This window comes from Streptococcus danieliae (assembly GCF_009767945.1).
GTDB lineage: Bacteria > Bacillota > Bacilli > Lactobacillales > Streptococcaceae > Streptococcus > Streptococcus danieliae.
This window is the reverse complement of the sequence record NZ_WSRS01000003.1, coordinates 1-20,318: the sequence shown is the minus strand read 5'-3', so window position 1 is coordinate 20,318 and position 20,318 is coordinate 1. Positions and strand designations below refer to the sequence as shown.

34 protein-coding genes are annotated in these 20,318 nt (G+C 40.7%); 26 read left to right on the top strand and 8 right to left on the bottom strand.

The features are described 5' to 3' along the window. The first annotated feature begins 13 nt into the window (after positions 1-13). On the top strand, positions 14-643 hold the full coding sequence (gene fic, locus E5983_RS00770; RefSeq protein WP_160332041.1) for a protein adenylyltransferase Fic: 630 nt from the start codon (positions 14-16) through the stop codon (positions 641-643). Positions 644-853: 210 nt separating this feature from the next. Next, positions 854-3,283 (top strand): DNA topoisomerase IV subunit A, encoded by a 2,430-nt coding sequence (gene parC, locus E5983_RS00765; protein WP_160332040.1) that lies wholly within the window; start codon positions 854-856, stop codon positions 3,281-3,283. An 83-nt stretch (positions 3,284-3,366) separates the two neighbouring features. Here parC and mnmE read toward each other — a convergent pair whose 3' ends face one another. The 5 genes from mnmE to E5983_RS00740 form a co-directional block, all read right to left on the bottom strand. Then, positions 3,367-4,740 carry a tRNA uridine-5-carboxymethylaminomethyl(34) synthesis GTPase MnmE gene (gene mnmE, locus E5983_RS00760; RefSeq protein WP_160332039.1) on the bottom strand — a complete coding sequence of 458 codons (1,374 nt, stop codon included), beginning with the start codon at positions 4,738-4,740 and terminating at the stop codon, positions 3,367-3,369. Positions 4,741-4,763: 23 nt separating this feature from the next. Then, complete coding sequence (locus E5983_RS00755) at positions 4,764-5,858, bottom strand: site-specific integrase (RefSeq protein WP_160332038.1); 1,095 nt, start codon at positions 5,856-5,858, stop codon at positions 4,764-4,766. Between the two features lie 153 nt (positions 5,859-6,011). Next, the gene (locus tag E5983_RS00750) at positions 6,012-6,368 is read right to left on the bottom strand and encodes a hypothetical protein (RefSeq protein WP_160332037.1); all 357 of its coding nucleotides are present in this window, start codon (positions 6,366-6,368) and stop codon (positions 6,012-6,014) included. Then, on the bottom strand, positions 6,355-6,786 hold the full coding sequence (locus E5983_RS00745) for a hypothetical protein (protein WP_160332036.1): 432 nt from the start codon (positions 6,784-6,786) through the stop codon (positions 6,355-6,357). Before E5983_RS00745 ends, E5983_RS00750 begins: the two co-directional genes overlap by 14 nt. Before the next feature lie 18 nt (positions 6,787-6,804). Then, entirely contained in the window at positions 6,805-7,590 is a 786-nt protein-coding gene (locus E5983_RS00740) for a S24 family peptidase (RefSeq protein WP_160332035.1), read from the bottom strand. A gap of 368 nt (positions 7,591-7,958) precedes the next feature. On the opposite strand from E5983_RS00740, the gene E5983_RS09665 reads away from it, so the two are divergent. Beyond that, positions 7,959-8,117 carry a hypothetical protein gene (locus E5983_RS09665; protein ID WP_202056267.1) on the top strand — a complete coding sequence of 53 codons (159 nt, stop codon included), beginning with the start codon at positions 7,959-7,961 and terminating at the stop codon, positions 8,115-8,117. 148 nt (positions 8,118-8,265) lie between these two features. Here E5983_RS09665 and E5983_RS00735 read toward each other — a convergent pair whose 3' ends face one another. Then, entirely contained in the window at positions 8,266-8,574 is a 309-nt protein-coding gene (locus E5983_RS00735) for a hypothetical protein (protein WP_160332034.1), read from the bottom strand. Continuing rightward, on the bottom strand, positions 8,574-9,008 hold the full coding sequence (locus E5983_RS00730) for a hypothetical protein (RefSeq protein WP_160332033.1): 435 nt from the start codon (positions 9,006-9,008) through the stop codon (positions 8,574-8,576). The genes E5983_RS00735 and E5983_RS00730 overlap by 1 nt, the downstream gene beginning before the upstream one ends. 136 nt (positions 9,009-9,144) lie before the next feature. Between E5983_RS00730 and E5983_RS00725 the strand changes: the two genes are divergently transcribed. Together E5983_RS00725 and E5983_RS09660 are read left to right on the top strand one after the other, a co-directional pair. Then, on the top strand, positions 9,145-9,354 hold the full coding sequence (locus E5983_RS00725) for a helix-turn-helix transcriptional regulator (protein ID WP_160332032.1): 210 nt from the start codon (positions 9,145-9,147) through the stop codon (positions 9,352-9,354). A gap of 19 nt (positions 9,355-9,373) precedes the next feature. After that, positions 9,374-9,616, top strand: coding sequence for a hypothetical protein (locus E5983_RS09660; protein ID WP_202056270.1), 243 nt, complete (start codon positions 9,374-9,376; stop codon positions 9,614-9,616). Here E5983_RS09660 and E5983_RS09655 read toward each other — a convergent pair. Further along, positions 9,597-9,770 (bottom strand): hypothetical protein, encoded by a 174-nt coding sequence (locus E5983_RS09655; protein WP_202056263.1) that lies wholly within the window; start codon positions 9,768-9,770, stop codon positions 9,597-9,599. The two genes, E5983_RS09660 and E5983_RS09655, sit on opposite strands and share 20 nt — an antisense overlap. Before the next feature lie 78 nt (positions 9,771-9,848). On the opposite strand from E5983_RS09655, the gene E5983_RS09990 reads away from it, so the two are divergent. The 21 genes from E5983_RS09990 (at position 9,849) to E5983_RS00625 (ending at position 19,996) form a co-directional block, all read left to right on the top strand. After that, positions 9,849-9,980 carry a hypothetical protein gene (locus tag E5983_RS09990; protein ID WP_262092347.1) on the top strand — a complete coding sequence of 44 codons (132 nt, stop codon included), beginning with the start codon at positions 9,849-9,851 and terminating at the stop codon, positions 9,978-9,980. Between the two features lie 23 nt (positions 9,981-10,003). Continuing rightward, positions 10,004-10,297, top strand: coding sequence for an ImmA/IrrE family metallo-endopeptidase (locus E5983_RS00720; protein WP_237397555.1), 294 nt, complete (start codon positions 10,004-10,006; stop codon positions 10,295-10,297). 19 nt (positions 10,298-10,316) lie between these two features. After that, on the top strand, positions 10,317-10,505 hold the full coding sequence (locus E5983_RS00715) for a hypothetical protein (RefSeq protein WP_160332030.1): 189 nt from the start codon (positions 10,317-10,319) through the stop codon (positions 10,503-10,505). Positions 10,506-10,517: 12 nt separating this feature from the next. After that, positions 10,518-10,739: a hypothetical protein gene (locus E5983_RS00710; protein WP_160332029.1), complete on the top strand. Its 222-nt coding sequence runs from the start codon at positions 10,518-10,520 to the stop codon at positions 10,737-10,739. Positions 10,740-11,140: 401 nt separating this feature from the next. Beyond that, positions 11,141-11,419, top strand: coding sequence for a DNA-binding protein (locus E5983_RS00705; protein ID WP_160332028.1), 279 nt, complete (start codon positions 11,141-11,143; stop codon positions 11,417-11,419). Between the two features lie 14 nt (positions 11,420-11,433). Continuing rightward, positions 11,434-11,715, top strand: a complete 282-nt coding sequence (locus tag E5983_RS00700; RefSeq protein ID WP_160332027.1) for a hypothetical protein — start codon at positions 11,434-11,436, stop codon at positions 11,713-11,715. A gap of 14 nt (positions 11,716-11,729) precedes the next feature. Continuing rightward, a complete protein-coding gene (locus E5983_RS00695) occupies positions 11,730-12,071 on the top strand; it encodes a hypothetical protein (RefSeq protein ID WP_160332026.1) in 342 nt (113 codons plus the stop codon). Then, a complete protein-coding gene (locus E5983_RS00690; protein ID WP_160332025.1) occupies positions 12,068-12,553 on the top strand; it encodes a siphovirus Gp157 family protein in 486 nt (161 codons plus the stop codon). Before E5983_RS00695 ends, E5983_RS00690 begins: the two co-directional genes overlap by 4 nt. After that, positions 12,550-13,236, top strand: coding sequence for an AAA family ATPase (locus E5983_RS00685; RefSeq protein ID WP_160332024.1), 687 nt, complete (start codon positions 12,550-12,552; stop codon positions 13,234-13,236). Before E5983_RS00690 ends, E5983_RS00685 begins: the two co-directional genes overlap by 4 nt. Continuing rightward, positions 13,229-14,680 (top strand): DEAD/DEAH box helicase, encoded by a 1,452-nt coding sequence (locus E5983_RS00680; protein ID WP_160332023.1) that lies wholly within the window; start codon positions 13,229-13,231, stop codon positions 14,678-14,680. The genes E5983_RS00685 and E5983_RS00680 overlap by 8 nt, the downstream gene beginning before the upstream one ends. 3 nt (positions 14,681-14,683) lie before the next feature. Then, complete coding sequence (locus E5983_RS00675) at positions 14,684-15,160, top strand: DUF669 domain-containing protein (RefSeq protein ID WP_160332022.1); 477 nt, start codon at positions 14,684-14,686, stop codon at positions 15,158-15,160. Positions 15,161-15,172: 12 nt separating this feature from the next. After that, on the top strand, positions 15,173-16,711 hold the full coding sequence (locus E5983_RS00670) for a phage resistance protein (RefSeq protein WP_160332021.1): 1,539 nt from the start codon (positions 15,173-15,175) through the stop codon (positions 16,709-16,711). Between the two features lie 258 nt (positions 16,712-16,969). Then, positions 16,970-17,845: a bifunctional DNA primase/polymerase gene (locus E5983_RS00665; RefSeq protein WP_237397554.1), complete on the top strand. Its 876-nt coding sequence runs from the start codon at positions 16,970-16,972 to the stop codon at positions 17,843-17,845. After that, on the top strand, positions 17,790-18,146 hold the full coding sequence (locus tag E5983_RS00660) for a VRR-NUC domain-containing protein (RefSeq protein ID WP_237397553.1): 357 nt from the start codon (positions 17,790-17,792) through the stop codon (positions 18,144-18,146). Before E5983_RS00665 ends, E5983_RS00660 begins: the two co-directional genes overlap by 56 nt. Beyond that, positions 18,143-18,289, top strand: a complete 147-nt coding sequence (locus tag E5983_RS00655; RefSeq protein WP_160332018.1) for a hypothetical protein — start codon at positions 18,143-18,145, stop codon at positions 18,287-18,289. Before E5983_RS00660 ends, E5983_RS00655 begins: the two co-directional genes overlap by 4 nt. Beyond that, entirely contained in the window at positions 18,290-18,529 is a 240-nt protein-coding gene (locus E5983_RS00650; protein ID WP_160332017.1) for a DUF3310 domain-containing protein, read from the top strand. After that, positions 18,510-18,692: a hypothetical protein gene (locus E5983_RS00645; protein WP_160332016.1), complete on the top strand. Its 183-nt coding sequence runs from the start codon at positions 18,510-18,512 to the stop codon at positions 18,690-18,692. The genes E5983_RS00650 and E5983_RS00645 overlap by 20 nt, the downstream gene beginning before the upstream one ends. Continuing rightward, positions 18,682-18,834 (top strand): hypothetical protein, encoded by a 153-nt coding sequence (locus tag E5983_RS00640; protein WP_160332015.1) that lies wholly within the window; start codon positions 18,682-18,684, stop codon positions 18,832-18,834. Before E5983_RS00645 ends, E5983_RS00640 begins: the two co-directional genes overlap by 11 nt. Before the next feature lie 137 nt (positions 18,835-18,971). After that, positions 18,972-19,319, top strand: a complete 348-nt coding sequence (locus tag E5983_RS00635; RefSeq protein ID WP_160332014.1) for a DUF1372 family protein — start codon at positions 18,972-18,974, stop codon at positions 19,317-19,319. 127 nt (positions 19,320-19,446) lie between these two features. Next, entirely contained in the window at positions 19,447-19,815 is a 369-nt protein-coding gene (locus E5983_RS00630) for a YopX family protein (protein WP_160332013.1), read from the top strand. Then, positions 19,808-19,996: a hypothetical protein gene (locus tag E5983_RS00625; protein WP_160332012.1), complete on the top strand. Its 189-nt coding sequence runs from the start codon at positions 19,808-19,810 to the stop codon at positions 19,994-19,996. Before E5983_RS00630 ends, E5983_RS00625 begins: the two co-directional genes overlap by 8 nt. Positions 19,997-20,318: the final 322 nt, after the last annotated feature.

Below are 20,318 nucleotides of genomic sequence, written 5' to 3'. Positions count from 1 at the left end.
AGGGAGGACAGAAATGGTTTTAGCCAATAAGTTAGGAATTGACAATGCTGCCGAGCTGGCTCGCAAAGAAGAAGAATTAAGCAAGAAAAAAGCGGTCCAACTCTTTGAGAGTGGCCAGCTGTTTGCCTTAGAAGTCGGTAGCTTCAAGGGTCTGACTCAGATTCATGAGCTTCTTTTTGAAGAAATCTATGATTTTGCTGGAAAAATTCGGGATGTGAATATCGCCAAGGATGATTTTCAGTTTGCCCCCCGTATTTTCTTAGAACAATCGCTCCTTTATATCGATAAGCTTCCCCATCAAACCTTTGATGAAATTATTGATAAGTATGCCGATATGAATGTGGCTCATCCCTTTCGTGAAGGAAATGGCAGAAGTATGCGCATTTGGTTGGACTGTATGCTTCGGGCTAGTCTGGGACAGGTGGTTGACTGGAATGCTGTCGATAAGGATGCCTATTTTAATGCCATGGTCAGAAGCCATGTCTCAACCGGAGAACTCAAGTACCTCCTGCTCCAGGCTTTAACAGATGATCTTGGAAGAGCAACTTTCTTCAAAGGGCTGGACCATTCTTATTATTATGAGGGCTATAACTACTACCAAGCAGAAATGTTTACAGGAATAGGGGATGAAGGCAGGGAGTGATTGGATTTCTCTGAGTTTGAAGAACAAACGAAGAGATCGATCGATTGCGAGCTCCTTTTGTGCTAGCAATTAAAAAAGAGGCTTAACATTGGTTTTGACCTCGCCTAAGAAATAAGAAAGGATTGTGTTGGTTAGTTGATCTAACTGAACACGGGACGATGTTTCTACGAAAAATTTTCGCAAGTGAACTGTCCCTTTGTATCTTAATTTATGTCAAACATTCAAACCATGTCCCTTGAGGACATCATGGGAGAGCGTTTTGGGCGTTACTCCAAATATGTAATTCAGGATCGGGCCCTGCCGGATATTCGGGATGGCTTGAAGCCGGTCCAGCGCCGAATTCTTTATTCCATGAATAAGGATGGCAATACGTTTGAGAAGGGCTATCGGAAGTCGGCCAAGGCTGTGGGGAATATCATGGGGAATTTCCACCCTCATGGAGATAGCTCGATTTATGATGCCATGGTGCGGATGAGCCAGGACTGGAAGAATCGGGAGATCCTGGTGGAGATGCACGGGAATAACGGTTCCATGGATGGGGATCCACCGGCGGCCATGCGGTACACCGAGTCCCGTTTGTCAGAGATTTCCGATTATCTCTTGTTGGATATAGACAAGGAGACTGTGCCGTTTGCTTGGAATTTTGATGATACGGAAAAAGAGCCAACGGTTTTACCCGCCGCCTTCCCCAATCTGCTGGTTAATGGGGCGACTGGAATATCGGCCGGCTATGCGACCGATATTCCTCCGCACAATTTGGCGGAAGTGATTGATGCCACGATCTATTTGATTGATCATCCCAATGCCAAGCTGGATAAGTTGATGAGCTTCCTGCCTGGGCCGGATTTCCCGACGGGCGGGATTGTTCAAGGCAAGGATGAGATCCGTAAGGCTTATGAGACCGGTAAGGGCCGGGTGGTTGTTCGTGCTAGAACAGCGATTGAATCCCTCAAGGGGGGCAAGCAACAGATTGTGGTGACAGAGTTGCCCTATGAGGTCAACAAGGCTAGTCTCGTTAAGAAGATTGACGATATTCGGGTGGCCAATAAGGTTGCCGGGATTGCGGAGGTTCGGGATGAAAGTGACCGGACTGGTTTGCGGATTGCGATTGAGTTGAAGAAGGACGCCAAGGCTGACTTGATTCTGAACTACCTGTTTAAATACAGTGACCTGCAAATCAACTACAACTTTAACATGGTGGCGATTGATCACTCAACACCAAGGCAGGTTGGTCTCCACCGGATTTTGACTAGCTATATTCAACACCGTCAAGAAGTGATTTTGGCCCGCAGTCGTTTTGAAAAAGCCAAGGCGGAAAAACGGCTGCATATTGTTGAAGGCTTGATCCGAGTGGTGTCCATCTTGGATGAGGTCATTTCCCTGATTCGCCAATCGGAAAATAAGGCGGATGCTAAGAAGAACTTGGAGGTGACCTATGACTTCACGCCGGAGCAGGCGGAAGCGATTGTCACCTTGCAACTCTATCGTCTGACCAATACGGACGTCCAAATCCTCCTTGCCGAGCAAGCAGAGCTGGAAGAAACGATCCAGACCCTGCAAGCCATTATTGGTGATGAGGGTACCCTCTTTAACCTCATGAAAAAGGAATTGCGCCAGGTCAAGAAGACCTTTGCCAATCCCCGTTTATCAGAATTACAGGACCAGGCTCAGACGATTGAGATTGATAGTGCCAGCCTGATTGTGGCGGAAGATACCTATGTGTCAGTGACAAAGGCTGGCTACATCAAGCGGACCAGTCCTCGTTCCTTCTCTGCTTCCAATCTGGAAGAGATGGGCAAGCGGGAGGACGACCATTTGATCCTGTTGGCAGCCTGTCAAACAACCCAGCACCTCTTCCTTTTTACCAATAAGGGAAATGTCATCTATCGCCCAGTCCATGAGCTAACGGACATTCGGTGGAAGGATCTAGGGGAGCATCTGAGCCAGTCGATCAGTAACTTTGCCCAAGACGAAGAGATTGTGTTTGCGCAGGTGGTGTCGGATTTTGAGCTGGGAACCTATTTGGTGGCTAGCCGATCTGGTCAAATCAAACGTCTGGCGCTGGCGGATCTCAAACCTTGGCGGACCTACAAGTCTAAGGCAACGGTCTATATGAAGTTGAAGGGGGCGGATGATCAGGTGATCACGGTGGCCCCAATTGGCCAAGAGTCGATCCTGGCGATCAGTCACCTGGGTTATGCCCTGCATTTTGCGGGTGAGGATGTGCCACAGGTTGGAGCCAAGGCGGCCGGGGTTAAGGCCATGAACTTGAAGGCGGACGATTGGCTGGTGGCTACCTTCCCAGTGACTTCTGAGACCTTCTACCTCTTGACACAACGCGGTGCCATCAAGGCCAATCGCCTTGCTGATTTCCCACTGGCTGGTCGTGCCGGCCGCGGCTTGCAAATCTTGAAAGAATTGAAAAAAGCACCGCACCGAGTCTTCATGGCGGGAGCTATTGCGGCCGATGGAGCAGGTCTTTTGGAAGTTTTGGACCAAGCCGGCCGTGCTTATTCAGTTGAGTTGGACCAGCTACGTCTCATGGAGCGGACCTCTAATGGTAGCTTTATCGACGAGCAGCTATCCGAAGCTGGTTTAGCAGAAGCCTATCTGAAAGTAGAAGTAGGAACTGATAAATAGTTTCTGAATTTAAAAATGCATCAAATCAAGTGGGAGAAAGTCCCGTGATTTGATGCATTTTGTTTTATAAAAGAAAAGATGATCTATTTTCCTAAACAGAATTGGGAGAAGAGTTGGGTAATCAGTTCATCAGGAGCAGCGTCTCCGGTAATCTCTCCTAGAATTTCCCAGGTACGGGTGAGGTCAACCTGGAGCAGGTCAACTGGCATTCCGAGAGCTAGGCCTTCGTTGACTGCCTGCAGGCTCGCTAGGGCTTTTTCAATTAGACTGATGTGCCGTGAATTAGACAGGTAGGTGGCATCCTGTTCCACCAAACCAGCATTTTCAAAGAAGAGCTGGTTGATCCGTTCTTCAATGGCTTCAAGATTGTCTTGTTTTAAAACCGAGATAGGGATGGCATCAGTAGGCAGCTGATCTTTTTCAATCTGGCTTTCCAAGTCGGTTTTATTGAGAAGGACAATTCGATTCATATCCTGGGTCAACTCCAAGAGTTGCCGATCTTGATCTGTCAAGGCCTGGCTAGAGTTTAAAACGAGGAGAACCAGGTCAGCCTCTTGCAAGGCCTTGCGGGATCGTTCCACACCAATCTGTTCCACGATATCTTCTGTTTCGCGAATCCCAGCTGTGTCAATCAGTTTGAGTGGAATCCCCTGGATGTTGACATATTCCTCGATGACGTCCCGAGTGGTCCCAGCAATATCCGTAACGATAGCTTTATCTTCCCTTAGTAGACTGTTGAGTAGACTGGATTTCCCAACATTGGGACGTCCGATAATGGCAGTGGTAATCCCTTCTCGTAGAATTTTACCACGGCGTGCTGTCTGAAGTAGTGAAGCTAGTAACTGCTCGAAGTCCGCTGTTTTTTCCCGCAAGAGCTGGGTCGTCATTTCCTCGACATCATCGTATTCAGGATAATCAATGTTCACCTCAACCTGGGCTAGCGTATTGAGAATTTCCTGGCGCGTGTCATTGATCAATTGCGAGAGGGAGCCATCCAATTGTTTAACCGCGATATTCATGGCCTTATCGGTTTTGGCACGGATTAAATCCATAATCGCTTCGGCTTGTGTCAGGTCGACCCTGCCATTTAAAAAAGCGCGTTTGGTGAATTCACCCGGTTCAGCCAAACGTGCCCCTTGCCGGATGAGGAGCTGGAGAATCTCGTTTGTGACAGCCACCCCTCCATGTGTGTTAATTTCAACCACATTCTCACGGGTAAAGGTCTTGGGAGCCAGCATAATTCCCACCATAACCTCGTCCAAAATCTCATCCTTATCGGGATCGATGATATGGCCGTAATTAAGAGTGTGGCTTTCTACCTGGTCCAGATTTTTCCCCTTAAACACTTTTTTCAAAATGGTTAAACTATCGGACCCTGAAAGTCGGACAATTCCGATAGCCCCTTCCCCTAAGGGAGTTGAGATAGCAGTAATGGTATCGAATTCTTTGGTAATCATAATTATCTTTCTAAATCCTTGTTTTAAAGGCTTTGTTTGGTATATTGACCCAAATCTGCCCCAAAAAGTTTTTTTATCTTTTGGTAATCCTCAATTTCTCTTTCTCTCAAAAGGTGAGAGTAAGTGTTCAGTGTAATTGTTGGGTCTTTGTGACCAATCAATTTAGAGATAGTCAGAACCTCAATTCCGCTTGAAAGTAAATAACTGACGTATGTATGTCTCAACGAATGTACATGGACAGTTCTGCCTACTAAGGATTTTATCCGTTTATTGAGAAAAGCGTGAGCGTCTGAAGTAAACAGGCGATTATGTTCATTTTGCTTCCAGTAGCCTTGTTTGTATTCACGCAGTAATTTAATTGTATCATCATCGATTGGAATAGTCCGTATTGATTGATCGTTTTTTGTCTTTGCGAACTTATCGCGAGTATAAATATCCCAAGTCTTATTGATATTCAACTCACCTTTTTCGAAGTCAACATCATCCCAGGTCAATCCCAAGCTTTCTCCTACACGCATTCCAGTTACTGCCAAAAGATAAAGTTGTAGGTTTCGGAGTTTAAAGGGATTGTTCTTAGTCTCTTCAATAAGCAGTTTATATTCTGATTCCGATAAAAATTTTTCATCTAAATTTTTAGGAGGAACAGAAGAATGGACTTTAGCAACTTCTGCAAAATTGACAGAGATAATTCTATCCATAACCGCATATTTGGCACACGATCTGTATTTGGAATTTAGCAGCCGAAGTGTACCTTTTCGATAATGCTTTCCCATTTCATTCAGTGTTTCTTGATATATGGACGGGGTGAGCGATTTCAATTGTATGTTTCCGAAATATTTTAGAATAGCAGCATGCGCCGTTTGGTAGTGCTTAATTGTCCCAGTAGAAATATGGGGTTGTTTATGTATTAGATACCACTTTTTGAAGTAATCCGCAAAGGTAATCTCTTTTTCAATCCGTAAACCTGGTTCTAATTCAAGTTCCGCTTCGGATGCAGCGCGAACAGCTTCGCTTTTTGTTCGAAAACCAGACTTAGATTTCTGCTTGTACTTCCCATCGGGAGTCTTGTAGGAGATGCGATATTCCCATCCGTTGGTTCGTTTTCGAAAATATGCCATAAACTCACCTCATTTTATGATAAAATGGGTATAAGAAAAAGCCGTAAGGCTGATTCTCATACAATCGTTTTACTCCTCACACTGTGCTTGGCGGCGGAAGTGTGGGGAGTTTTTTGTTAGTGTAAATTTTTACCTGATTTTACACTATGAATACTACGGAAAGAACAGTTTAAACAAAGCGATACCGATTGTAACCAATAGCCCGATAAACCATTTATTAGTTGCTTTTCTTTCGGTTTCTCGTTCTTTATATTGCGCTAGCTGAAGCTCGTTAAGCATGTTCTTTGTTTCTGATAAAATGTGTTTTGTACTAGATTCTAGACGTTCATTTAGCAAAGTAAACTGACTATCTACCTTGTTTTCTAAATTCTGCAACTTCAAGTCAATCTCGCTTTTTGAGTAAGTATCTTTGTTCATGTCCCTGACCTCCGTTTTTGTGGTTGTCTCCATTGTACCACTTTGGACAGTTGGTTTTTGAGGGTGAAAAGGTATTATGTTATTTTCCGGCATGGTTTACCTCCCCGAAAACAAGATATGATTCAAATGTTGATAGTAATTTAGGTGTATCTGAGTCATGTCGATAAAGCATTAGATTAAATTTTATTTCATCTGGGTTGGATAAGGGTAGATTAACATCAAAACTTCCAAATGCTAGACCATAGCCATCCTTTATTTTTATCATATCTATCTCGGGGATATTTAACATAACGAGAGATACATTCACGTTATCTGGGGCTTGACCGTAGAACCACTCTAAGCTTATTGAGTAATCAGTATCAGGTTGGATATTTAGGAAATGAATTTGAAATACAAGTTTAAATTCTGTAGGGTAGGTTTCTAGGTCGTAAGCTACTCCTTTTTGCAAATTTCCGAATTTATCAACAGATAGTATCTCAATTTTTTGTATTCTTTCAAGGAAATGTTTCATGGCGTCAATTCTTTCAGTCTAAATTGAAATAGGTTGGAAACTACCAACAATCTTTCCGATGATCCGTGGATCTTCGTCGTAAGGGGCAAACTTATCTTTATATTTTGAGTTTAGAGAAATAAGACGGAGACCATCTTTTTCACGTTTGACTTTTTTGATATAGGTTTGTCCGTCCCATTCAACAGCATAGATGGCACCGTCGTAATCGAATCCAGTATCTTTAATGAGTGCGACCTCACCGTTTAAGAAACGAGGTTCCATGGAATCACCAAAAATCCAAGAGGCAAAATCATGGTCGATTTCTTCATCGTAGTAGACTTCGTCGTAATTCCAGTCGTTGAAATAAGATTCTCCGGTTCCAGCCGAAAGCTTTTCGTAGACATGGTATTTGAATAGTTTTTTCTTTATTGAGACCACTTTATCGCTACTGTATTCAGCAGATTCTTCTTGGACGGTATTCTGTTCTTCTAGTAGTTCGTTTCCGTAATCAATCCACTTGCTGTGATTTTCTGTATTAAGTTCAGAATTGAGTTTACTGACGGAAGAGGGTATTTCTTGGGGAGTTGTCGAATCTTGCGAAATAGAGTTGATAGGAGGAAATAGATCATCAATGGAAATATCAAACGCATTCGCTAATGCAAACATGGTATCTTTTTTTGGAGAACGAAACCCTTTTTCATAATTCGCAATAGTAGTATCTCCCATTTTGATTTTTTGAGCTAACTCTTTTTGTGTCAATCCCCTTAATTTACGATACTCTTTTATTTTCGAACCAATATATTTGGCTAAGTCTTTCTCATTCATAATCTTACTTCCTTTTTACTTGATTATCTTAAGTAGATTATAGCACGAAAACTCACGAAACGAAAGTTTTTTTGTGTTTTAGCAAAAAAACTCTTGACACCTCACTTATCGTGAAGTATAATATAATCAAGGTCAGGGAATGACCTAGCAAAAAGAAAGGAGGTACAGGATATGGAGTCAAGGCTAAATAAAAAGCCTAAGCACAAGGAACTAGCTTTCGAAATCAGTTTCCTAGGGCTTAAGCTCAAATTCAAATTCTTAATCAAGTGGTAACTTGGTTAAGAGGGAGGCGAAAGCCTCCTCCCCTTAGGGGGATATATTTAGTCTAACACATAGCTTGTACCTCCGCAAGAAAAAGGAGAGTAATAATGGACTGGGAAAAAGTTTTAATTGGTAGTTTTGAGAAATCTCAGATGGTTTCTGATGGAGTAGAAAAAACTAAGATTTCCATCAGAGGTGGATTGCTTCCAAGTGTATTGATTCTTGGAGCAATTGCTTACGGTGTTTATCGGTTGGTGTTTGGGTAGAAAAGGAGTTGATATGTTGTACTTTCACCTTCTATTATTCCTTGTGAATTTTTGGGCTATCGCGAGGTGTCTGGTAAAACTTAAGAAGTTACGCGAAAGATATAGGATGCACCAAAAGTACATAGATCTATACTTTGAAGATAAGTAATTAAGCTATTTGAATAATGGTATGAAGTTTTACTATATCTTTAATCGGGAAATCTATATCAGTTATAGCATTATCTTCAATTTGCTGAAAAAAGAATTGACGTATTGTGCTTTGGTCAATCCAGTTTAATGCTTCTCCGTATAGAATAACAAAAGTCTTATCGTTGTACTTTGTGAAGTAGGATTGGTCTATGAGGATATGTCGGAAATGAACATAGGGTTCACCATTAACTATCAGTTTATCAATAGTGTTCCATTCTATCTCGTGGTCTAAGGTTAGATTAACCAAAGAATCAATAATATCTTTCATTAGATTCCATCCTTTCTAATAGAAATGATATTGTAAATTGACTTAAAAGGCTTAGTTACTTCCTCAAAAGTAGTATGTTCTTGTTTACAAAGATCAGTAAGCTTCTGTAGATTCTCGTTGAGAGTTGTATTATTTTGAGTAGCCCGTGGATAGCGAGTTTCTATATCAGTTAAGGTATTGTATAAACTAGCTAATATATTTTTTGGAACTTCGTTTTTTAGATTATCATTTTTATCAATAACAATCTTTATAGCATCTAAGTGACCTAAAAAGAGGTTGGACTCTGCGTTTAATCGACTAATTTCCCTTGTCTCTTCTAATTTATCACTGGTGGCTCTAGCTACATTAAAAGTGTATATGGTTATTATAAAAGCTATGGGTGTTGTAATTGTGTTGAAAATTTCTAACCATTCTAGCCATGGAATTCCCAGCATAGTCTATTCTCCAATCGTTTTTCTTTAATTATACCAAACTCATAAGCCAGAATTGGTCTTTATCGTGGTTCGATTCCACGGCTGGCTGTTGCCCAACAGGGCGAATAAAAATTTATAGGAAGGGAGGTGGCTATCATTGCAAGTAAGATTATATGAACTTAGAAAGGAAAGAGGGCTAACTCAAGCTCAAATGGGTAATTTTCTAAACATTTCGGAAGCGTCATATAGAAGTAAAGAGTTAGACCAAACTGATTTTAAACTTTCTGAAGTTTTTAAAATAGCCAAATTATTCGAGAAGGATATTGGCTATATTTTTACAGAACGAACTTCACGAAAAGTGGAGTAGGTGATAAAGGAGGCGCAGAATGATGGAAAACCAAACTTTGATTTTTTTATCGAACATCCAAAAAATGTTCAGGGATATTGAAGAAGCCTATGAAAACGAAAAAGACCCCCTTGCAAGGTGCGAACTTGCAAAAGGGTACTTAGTTTTAGGCGATTTCCTAGATAATGCAGGTGTTTTATCTACCGAACTGAACAGAGAGTCTATTGCAATTACAATAGACTCGAAAAAAGTCGGGGAAATAATCAAAAATCGTTATTTATAGCCTTTAGCGCTGCTGAATAGGCATTTCGATAGATAGCGTATATATCAAAGGGGTTTTGTTTATCGTATTTACCAGAACGAATATTCGACGCTTCGATTTTTGTGGCTAAGAGAGCTAAATCATGCGCTCTCTGTTCATTTGTTAATTTATCCATAACTTTTCCCTCCTTTCTATCTTGATAACTCGATTATAGCACTGGAGAGGAGGTAGGCAAAAGGAAAAGAGGTAAGTAATGACAGAAAAACTAATTCATAATTGGGAAAGGAAAAATCATCAGTTAAGTCAACTGATGATTGATAGCCTAGAAGGCTTGGATGTTTGGGAGACGGTTCTGGCTCTCGGAAAAATTAGGAAAGGGATATAGAGAGGTAGTGATGGAGAATGGCATTGAACAAGAAAACCATTAAAGTTTGTGGTCTGATTTATACAGTCCTTGTGACTGAGTATTTTAAAGCAGGAGATGATGACAGAAATCTTTGGGGATATTGTGACCATGAAAGTCAAACGATATACATTAGAGAATCGTTGTCGGAACAAAAGAAAAGGCAAGTGCTAATCCATGAATTAACACATGCCGTCTTGCACGAAGCTGGATATCCAGAACAAGATGAGGATATGGTCAATCGCTTTTCCATTATTCTTCATCAGGTTTTACAAGATAATCAAGGTTTAATGACTTGAATCAGAAGGGAGAGAAGTCATGATTAATATCATCACAGAGTACGATAATGCTTTATTTATCAATGATTACCGAGTGCCTTTTGTGCTAAAAGACTCTGTTGTCTTTGATAAGGAGAATGGACAAGTGACGCTGACTATTGCAGTAAGTGATTATTATCGTGTTTTTGAACAAATGGAAGTTGAAGAAACGTATAAATTCTCTGATTAGGAGGTGGGATAAATGTTTAAAAATAAAACCAACCAATCTTTAAAGAACACAGTTGAAAGGTTAGAGGTGGAGAATGAAGCCTTACGATCTGAATGCCACTTCTTGAGAAAGATGATTGATGATGAACGTAACTTCTTTCTACGGGTACTAAAATATAATTCGGTTGAAGAGTACAGAAAAGTTCGTCGTATGAATCTGGATCATGCAAAAAAGAGTTGCTCAGTGCAACCCTAAAAAATCAACCATGATGTTCTGTAGGCATGCAGAAAAAACAACCATCAAATTTTTTCCAAGATAATTTTCTAGCATTCTGCATTGCTTGAAAGTCATAGGTGAACTCCCCAATGTATGAAGCATTATGAAGATTAGGCATGTATTTACAATTTGATCTATGAACTTCATGATTTCCATGCGAATCGATTTTGTCGTTGTACCAGTAATAAGGCATAATTTTTCCTCCTTTCCGTGAATTTTTGAGTAAAAATAATGAACGCTTTCTACTCAAAATCATTATATCACGCTAGGGGAGTATGGATAATGTTACCCGCTAATGAAAAAAAAGCCCCAACAAACGGCAATTTGTCAGGGGCTAACTAAAATAAATCACTTTAATTATACCACAGAAAGGAGTTTTTATGGACGATATAGCAGATAGTTTGATAAAACGTTTTATTTCGAAGTTAAAGGTGGCGATTGCTGAAGTTTTTGAAACCTTCAACATTGAACTTGCTCTACCTTTGATTTTAAACAGTGAGCAATGTAAGAAGTTGCTTGGTGTTAGTAACTATGAACGTTTCCAAGAAATAGTTTCCATTCCTGGTTTTCCAAAGATTGACAAAGGTAAAGGTTCCCATGTTCGCTTTCCGAGAGATGCAATCGTGGAATGGATGAAAGAAAATTGGGAATTACTGTAAAAAAGGAGTTAACCATGCTAGAAACAATTAAAAACTTATCAATTATTTTCGCACTAAACGTTGCATCAGTATCTGCAATTCACCTCATGATTAAGGCAGCACGTTTGAAACGCAAACGGAAACGAGACGCTGAACTAAAAGCGGTAGAAGCGAAAGCTTACGAACAGGCTAAGCGAGACCTAGAACAAGAACGAATCCAGGTTCGTGAAGAATACAAACGGAACTACAAAATGCTGGATGTAGATTATGATCGTGCTGCCATGGCTAAGCCGGCTAATGTGATTGAGATGTATTAAAGGAGAGTCAATAAATGTCAAATGCAGAAAAAATTAGGGAACTTTATCGAGATAACCCACATATCTCACGGGATGAAGTTGCTGAAAAATTAGGAACATCAAAAGCAGTAATTAAAGCCAGTATCTCACGAGATGTTAAACAAGGAAAAGCCGTTTATATCGAAAACAATGGCGTTGACTATTCGCATTATTTTAATACAAACACGGCGAAAAAAGCCTTAATGGACTCCAAGAACGAAATTCGTTGGGAGATGGTGGAATTGCTGCTTGCAGCGATGAGAAAAGAAACAGACGGAGATAAGTTATCAAAACTCTCCGACAAAGTTGATCGATTATTGAAGGAGATTACAGAATGAATCTATACGAACTAGCAGAACAATACAAATTTCTCTATGACTTTGACTTTTCAGAGGAAGAGGAAGATTTATGGATGGCCCAGCTTGAAGTTTTAGATGATGCCATTGAACTAAAAGCGGACAATATCGCTCGCCTAATTTTGGATATTGAGGGAATGATGGAAGCTCGCAAGAAAGAGATGGAGCGTTTAAAGATGGCTAATCGTATTGATGAAAACAAAATCAAACGACTTAAATCCTATCTCCAAGATGCTATGGAGCGGTCAGACAAACGTAAATTCAAGACGGAATTATTCTCTTTCAACATTCGTAAAAATGCGCCGTCATTGTTAGTTGAATCAGAAGAGAATATTCCAGATGAATACTTCAAAGAAAAAACTGAAATCAAACTAGACAAACGAGAGCTACTTGCTGACGTGAAAGAAGGACTAATCGTTGACGGCGTATCACTTCAGCGGACAGAAAGTCTGGTGATTCGATGAGTTTAAATATTACACCAGCTACTGAACTTAACACCAACAATGCTTGCTACCTAATCTATGCGAATCCAGGAAGTGGAAAGACTACATCGCTTAAATATATTCCAGGGAAGACATTAGTTGTCAATATCGATAAATCAGCCGGGGTTTTAAAAGGTGCTGAGAACATCGATATCGTGGACATCAATACCCGTGAAATTTGGAATGAATGGATGGATTTGGTCAAAGAGCTTTTAAACGGTGCTGCTAAAGATTATGACACCATCGTTATTGACAATGTATCAGAGCTATTTCGTGCTACTCTTGCAAATCTTGGTCGTGAAGGGAAGAACAACCGTGTTCCATCGCAGGCTGACTATCAACGGGTTGACTTCACTATACTTGATTCCTTACGAGCACTCTTACAGATCAATAAGCGGATTATCTTCACTGCCTGGGAAACCAGTGATGTTTGGACGTCAGAGAGTGGTCAGTCATTCAATCGGGCAATGCCTGATATTCGACCAAAGATTTTGAACAACTTCATGGGGTTGACCGACGTTACTGCTCGTTTAACGGTTCATAAGGGTGATGATGGAGAGGTAAAACGTGGATTTATTCTTCAACCTACAAACTCAGTTTATGCTAAGAACCGTTTAGATGATCGCAAAGGATGCAAGGTGGAGGAACTGATTCAAAATGTTTAAGCTATACGACTACCAACGAAATTTGATTGATCAGGCACGCAAACAGGTTGCTGACGGCAAGAATGTTCTAATCGTCAGTCCTCCTGGGAGTGGTAAGTCCGTAGTTATTTCAGAGATTATCCGTCTAGCTACCACTAAGGGAGGACGAGTTTTATTCTTAGTTCACAGAAAAGAACTGATTGAACAGATAACGGGAAGTCTTACTAAGCATGGTGTTGATCTATCCATGGTTGACTTGCTGACGGTTGGGAAAGCCAAGAATCGCTTGGATACTTTACAGAAACCAATGCTTATTATCACCGATGAGAGTCACCACAGTAAGGCTTCAACCTATCAAGCTATCTACGATTACTATTCTGATGTCACACGAGTTGGGCTTACCGCAACCCCGTGGCGTATGTCGGGAGATGGGTACACAGATACTTATGAGGTCATGGTGGAAGGCAAGTCGGTGCAGTGGTTGATTGAGAATCAGAGGCTTGCTCCCTGCAGGTATTATAGTGCACTATCGATTGACACTAATAAATTAAAAACCAGGAACGGCGAGTACACCAACCAGTCTATTGATGAGGCGTTTGGAAAGGCTATCTATGGCAATATTGTTGAAGAATACCGCAAACATGCTGATGGTCAGAAGGCTATTTTATATGCCCATTCGTTAGAGGCCTCTAAAAGCTTCTCTAGCGAGTTTAAACAAGCAGGGATACAATCAGTCCACGTTGATTCTAAAACGCCACAGGCGAAACGTGAGGCTATCATGCAAGCCTTTCGTGACGGAGAAATACAGGTACTCTGCAATGTGGACTTAATCAGCGAAGGATTCGATGTTCCAGATTGTACGGTTACTATTCTTTGTCGCCCAACACGGTCCTTGGTGTTATTCCTCCAGCAGTCTATGCGGTCTATGAGATACCAACCGGGGAAGACAGCTATCATTCTTGATTGTGTAGCTAATTGGCGACTTCATGGGCTTCCTTATACGCCTCATGACTGGTCTAAGTACTTTAAGGGTGGATGGAAACGAAAGAAAAAGAAAAATACAGTCCAAGCAAAGGAGTGCCCTAATTGCGGAGCTCTCTGGCCCCTTGCTCAAGTGATTTGTGAAATTTGTCAATATGATTTCGGAGAACAGGAGCGAAAAGCAAAGGCTCGGATTGATGCGGTTCTTGAAGAAATTCGACAAGAAGAATTGAATAACAAACGCCTAGCTAGTCACCGTTATGGTTCTGATCCAGAAATGAACTGGAAAATTGCAAAAGCAAAAACTAAGGTGGCTGGAAAAGGTCGCGCACTTTACAAATTACTCTTTTTCTACGTGGATAATCAAAATTACCAAATTAGTGACGAGGAACTTATCCGAATCACTGGTGCTAGTCCACAGAACTACAGAATTGCCCGTGAATGGGTAGAAAAACAAAAACGAAAGATTACGACGAGGTATTAAACAATGGCATTTACAACAGATTTTTCAGAAGTACAAGAATTTGCAGATTTTAAAGCAAAAGAATACGAGATGATTGTATTTGATGCTTATGAAGAAGAGAACAAAGATGGAACCAATAAAGCAGTCGTGATTGATTATGTGGTTCGTAACGATGTGGACCAGGACAAACAAAACGCCCACCTTTGGGATCGTCAATGGCGCAGCAAAGAAACAGGAAAATACCATATGGGATTCTTGATGGGGAAAGCGAAAGCTCTCGGGATTCCAGAAGGTAAGAAATACAACAATATGGAGGAATTCCTAGCTGACTTCAAGGGGCGTGCAGCCAAGATTAAGGTAAAACTTGAGGAATATAACGGTCAAGAATATCCACGAGTGCAATATACAAATGCAACTGCATTCCCTCAAATTAATCATGAATGGAAGGAAGCACCAGCTACTACTGGACTAGACATTCAGGATGACGATCTACCATTCTAAGAGAGGTAGTCTATGGAGCAATTTTCTGAACGGCTCGCAAAATTGATTAACCAAGCGGACTGGGCTTCCAGTCTGTTTGGGGAATCGATTTTAAAAGCTGAACTAAAAAAACAATTACACGATATAAAGCCCGTAGATAAAAATGGCGTTGCTAAGTACTTGTTTGAGACTGTTCAAATTGATGCAGATGATATTGGCTACTACACATCGAATGGACGAACTAATTACCGTTTTGTATCTGGTACATTCTCAACTCATAATCAAACCAATGAGATTACATTTACAGCAAACAGGGGATTCCAACCTTTCGCAAAATTGGTCTGCGATTATCTGATTGGACGCTATGCTTTCATTGAAGGTAAACTCTACGATGTCAGTGGGCGGCAGTTCAAATCACTGGATGATTTCGCTATTGCAACTAGGTACGGATTCAAGGACTTAAACCATATTCTTGAAATCCTTGAGGGGATCCATCATTTCTTAGATGTTCCACCAGCGAAAGGTATAGAACTTTATAAAATTGCTTGTGAGGATTTCGTGATTGATCTTGAAAGCAACGAACTCTTGAATGAGGTTCCAAAACAGAACATCTCATACTTCAAGTATTATCCAGTCACTCGCAAACTGGCTAAAGCTGGGATGTTAGTTGCTGAGGATTTCTTAAACAAAGTTATTGCTGATCCAGACTCACTCCATAATGCCACACTGCAGCCGTACTATATGGCGCACGTCGCTTGTGGCATCCGTCCTAAAACCAATTTCTTCATCTCTAAATCAGGGGTGCGGACTGGGAAGGGGTTGCGACATATCGCTTTATCTGGCTTGTTCAAGAAAATTGATGTGGAGTTGGATCTCCTGAAATCCGGCGGGTTTGAAGGTCTACAAGCCTGGGCCATGTTTTCAGGCGGTGAGATGGCTCTTGCGACAGAGCAGGGTGATATCCAAGGATTTGCAATGGAGCGAGTCTTAAAGATTATCGCAACGGAGCGCACACACGTTGCTAGGGCAATCCAGCAGAACCAGTCTTTGGTTGAGTTGACCAGTGTTTTGTGTATCGATACCAACCGAACTGTTGCCTTGTCTGATGAGATGAATTCTCGTTCTGTACTAATTCAGTATAAAGACAGACCGAAAGAGGAGACGGACTTTGAACGTGAGGAGTTTTTTGCACCTTACTGGAAATCATTTACTTATCGAGATAAGTCACCAAAGGTTGCAGCAAGCGTTGGATTTTTACTTCATGCCATGAAGTATTTTAAAGAGCAGGATTGTAAGTTCTTCTGGAGAAATGTTGAGGTGTTTAATGACATTGATTTGGATGATTTTCAGTTAGCTTTAATCAACGCTTTGCAAGAAGTTGATTTTGTCCAGCGGACGGACAACAAAGAAGTGATTGATTTATCAAATGTAGTTTATGGCAAAAACGGATCAAAACTTGGAAAAGCTTTGTCTGAAATTGGAGTGAGGACCGTATCTAAACGAGTTAACGGTCAAGTGGTCCGAGGATATGTCATCGATAACAAAAAACGGTTTGATATGCATATCGTTTAATTTGTATCAGGGTGTTCGGGGGTGTAACAGGGTGACCCTGTTACATACCTAAAGCCTTGGTACTAAAGCATTTATAAGGTCTAAAATAGATAATGTAACAAGGTATCAAGGTCAATCTAAGATATGATGATTTATATTTTATTTATATATAAGGTATGGGTCGGTCTCAACCCTGTTACTCTGTTACAAAATCTTCTAAATCCGCATGGTTGATGGATTTTTCTGTCACAGGGTGTATCAAGGTGTATGGAGTCAACAATGAAAACAGCACTAGCATTCTTAAAAAAAGGCTATCAAGTCATACCACTTAGCAGAAGGACTGGAAGTCCTGTTATTAAATTCAAGGATATTCCGATTACTGAAGAACTAATCAAATCAATCAACTGGAACAACTGCGATTATGCATTACTCATGCGTGGTGTTTGGGCGATTGATATTGACACGCATTCCATGGATCCAATTATTGCTCAAGGATTGAAGTTTCTACTCAAGTCTCAGAAGGCAGATTTGTTCACTATTCTGTCTACAGACCAAAATAATTTTGGTTTAGATGGCTATTCTTCAATTCTTCGAAGTGAGTACAAAGAGGAGCTTATTCGTAATTTCAAGAATACATTTTTTGAACTGACAGATTCTGGTGGTATGCATGTTTTGTTCAAGAAGAGAGAAGAGATACCTTATTCGCAAAAGATTGGGCCTCTACCGGGTATTGACATTAAAGCAAATGAAAATAACTATGTGAAGATATTTCCTTCAAAAGGCCGGGAGGTTCTGCAAGCAGTTAAGAACCTTCCTGTTTATGAGGGAGAATTTGAGAAAGATATTTTTAAATCAAAACCAAAGATCGTAACGAATTATTTTCAACAGTCATTGCCGACAATTCAAGGAAATGGAAATCATGAAGGCAGAGATGCCTACAATCGAATCTTAGAGGGAACTTGGATGAATCGGAATGATGATCTATTCAAAGCAGCTTGTTGGGCGATAGAAGGTGGGCACGATTTAACCTCGCTGGAAATTTTAATTGGCAGCGTCAAAGGTCGTGATGAGTTTACAAGGGAGGAGTTTGAGAGAACCATTGAATCGGCAAGAAGAAAAGTCGCAAGTGGCGGATACACCATTATCGGAACATGACATTCAGAACTTGATTCGCATGGAGCTAGCAAGAATTGGAATTCCAGTTTATCGAGCGAATGTCGGTAAGGTTAGGACGACTGATGGTCGGTATTTTGATACAGGTTTGCCAAAAGGTTTTCCTGATTTGTTTGGTTTTAGACTAGACGGACAGATATTCTTTATTGAAGTCAAAAATCAAAAAGGGAAGGTTAGACCCGAACAGGAATTATTCATAAGGAGAGCAAGACAACAAGGTGCCTTAGCTGGTGTGGCTAGGAGCGTTGATGATGCTTTAAAGATTGTAAGAGGTTCAAAATGACAGAAAAAAAGAGTTATATAGTCGAATACTGGTTTCAAGGTGAGTATCGAGATTCGAAGTATTTTGAAACCAGAAAAGAAGCAATGGAGTGGATGGATGAGAACAAATCGTCTGTCTATGATTTCAAGATGGTGGAGGTTTAGATGACAGATAACGTGAATAAACCAAAGCACTATCAAGGCAAGTACGGTTTAGAAGCTATTGAAATTATTGATAATTTCATTGGAGACCTAGAAGGTAAGGCAGCCTGGTCCTGGGGGAACGCAATCAAGTATCTTACTCGTTTTCAGAACAAGAACGGACTTGAGGATGTGAAAAAAGCCCGTAAAAATTTAGATTGGTTGATTGAGGAGATGGAGAAAAATGAGCAATTACAGAGTTAAGCATTTTGAGAATTTAGTTGAGTACCTTGATGAAGAGGTGAATGATTTCATTAGAGAAAATAAGATTGAAGTTTTGAGATATACCTTAATTCCGCCTGCTTTAGAAACATTACCTCTATTTGTCGGCATTCTAGAATACGAGGAGCTGGATCATGAAGATTGATGATAAGCGAGTCAATTTCTTTGGACAGTATATGTTTTTAGTAGATGGCAAGTGGATTTCTGTAAGCCCCTACGATTTTCACTGTTATCATGTCGGGGATAAAGTCCCGCAGTATGTGCTAGAAAGGGCGAAATATTTATGATTGGACCATGTCATTTTTGTAAACAAGAAAAAGAAATTGCAGCTAGAGGTATTGCTTGCGGACCAGGAGGAGGATTCGTGGGACTTTGTCATGAATGTTCCTTCGCACTGTTTGAAGAAGATGAGGAGGATGATTGAGTGACTAATCGAGAAAAAGGAATTTTAGAATCGGCTCTTTTTGGTGTGTGGGTCTTCGCTATGCTTATTTTCGTCATTCAAATCCATTTTGGAATTCAGCTGCACGAGCTGGAGCAGAAGGTAGAACGCTTAGAGATGAGCCAGACACAGCTTAGACAGGCATACACAGGTCTGACTGTCGGAAAAGTGGTCGACAAGCAAGAAAAAGATGGCAAGTACACGCTGACGGTATCTGGCTATGGGAATTTCTTGGTAAGCGAGAAGACTTACAAGGAAGCTATTCTAGGTACTGATATGCCGGAGGAAATCAAGGAGCGTGTGGAAGTGAAGAATGGAGTAGGAGGTTAATTATGGAGTTTTTGTGTTGTAAAGAGTGTGGATACTGGTTTTCGATAGAGTCTGGAGATGGTGACAGTATCTATCAGACAGGTTATTGCGGTGATTGCTTGCTAAAGCGAGTTGAAAGTGGGGAAGAATGGTAGTACCAAAGTTCAGGGCTTGGTTTAATGCGAAAATGTATAATGAACCCGTAATTTGTGATGGAAAAGTTTATCTTGACTGGCGAGATTTTGAAGATGGGCGTACTTACAAAGACATCATCCTCATGCAGTCCACAGGACTGACTGACCCGAAAGGGGTTGAAGTATTTGAGGGGGATGTTCTCTATTACCCAGAAAATCCAGAAGGTGAGAAGTATGGGATTGTTGTTTGGCAGAAAGAATCTCTCGCATTTGTATTGGAAACAGCTTTCGATTATTTACCCTATAATCTTTGGTTAGTTGGAGAAGTTGTTGGAAACATCTACGAGAATCCAGAATTGCTAGATGAGGTGGGGAATGGTTAAAGTTCGGAAAATTCCAGTAGTGGTTGACGCTGAGCGTACAAAATCAGACCGATATATAGAGACTTTAGAGGGGACTATGAAAGCCTCTGCTGGTGATTGGATTATTACTGGAGTAGATGGTGAAAAATATCCTGTTAAACCAGATATTTTTAAAAAGACATACGAAATAATTGGAGACTAAGGAGGCGGAAAATGACAGCTAAACCACGGAAAAGAGCCATTGCAAAGGCTAATCATTCACTACAAAAGAGCCTATAAAAAAGAATCTTGAAATATGACGGATTCTCTATTAGCTCTTGCAAAAGTCTTTAAGGGCACTTCTAAAAACCAGAAGTATTCCATCATATAAAAAAGAAGGGACTCTTGCCCTTTAATTTCCAGCAAGAGTCCCTGTATTTCCTACTTTTCTATCCCGATTATCGGGAGAATTCTGATTTTTGGGCGCACTAAGCCCATGTATTCAAATTCAGTCGTTTGATCTGTTCAAAACGACAAATATTGTA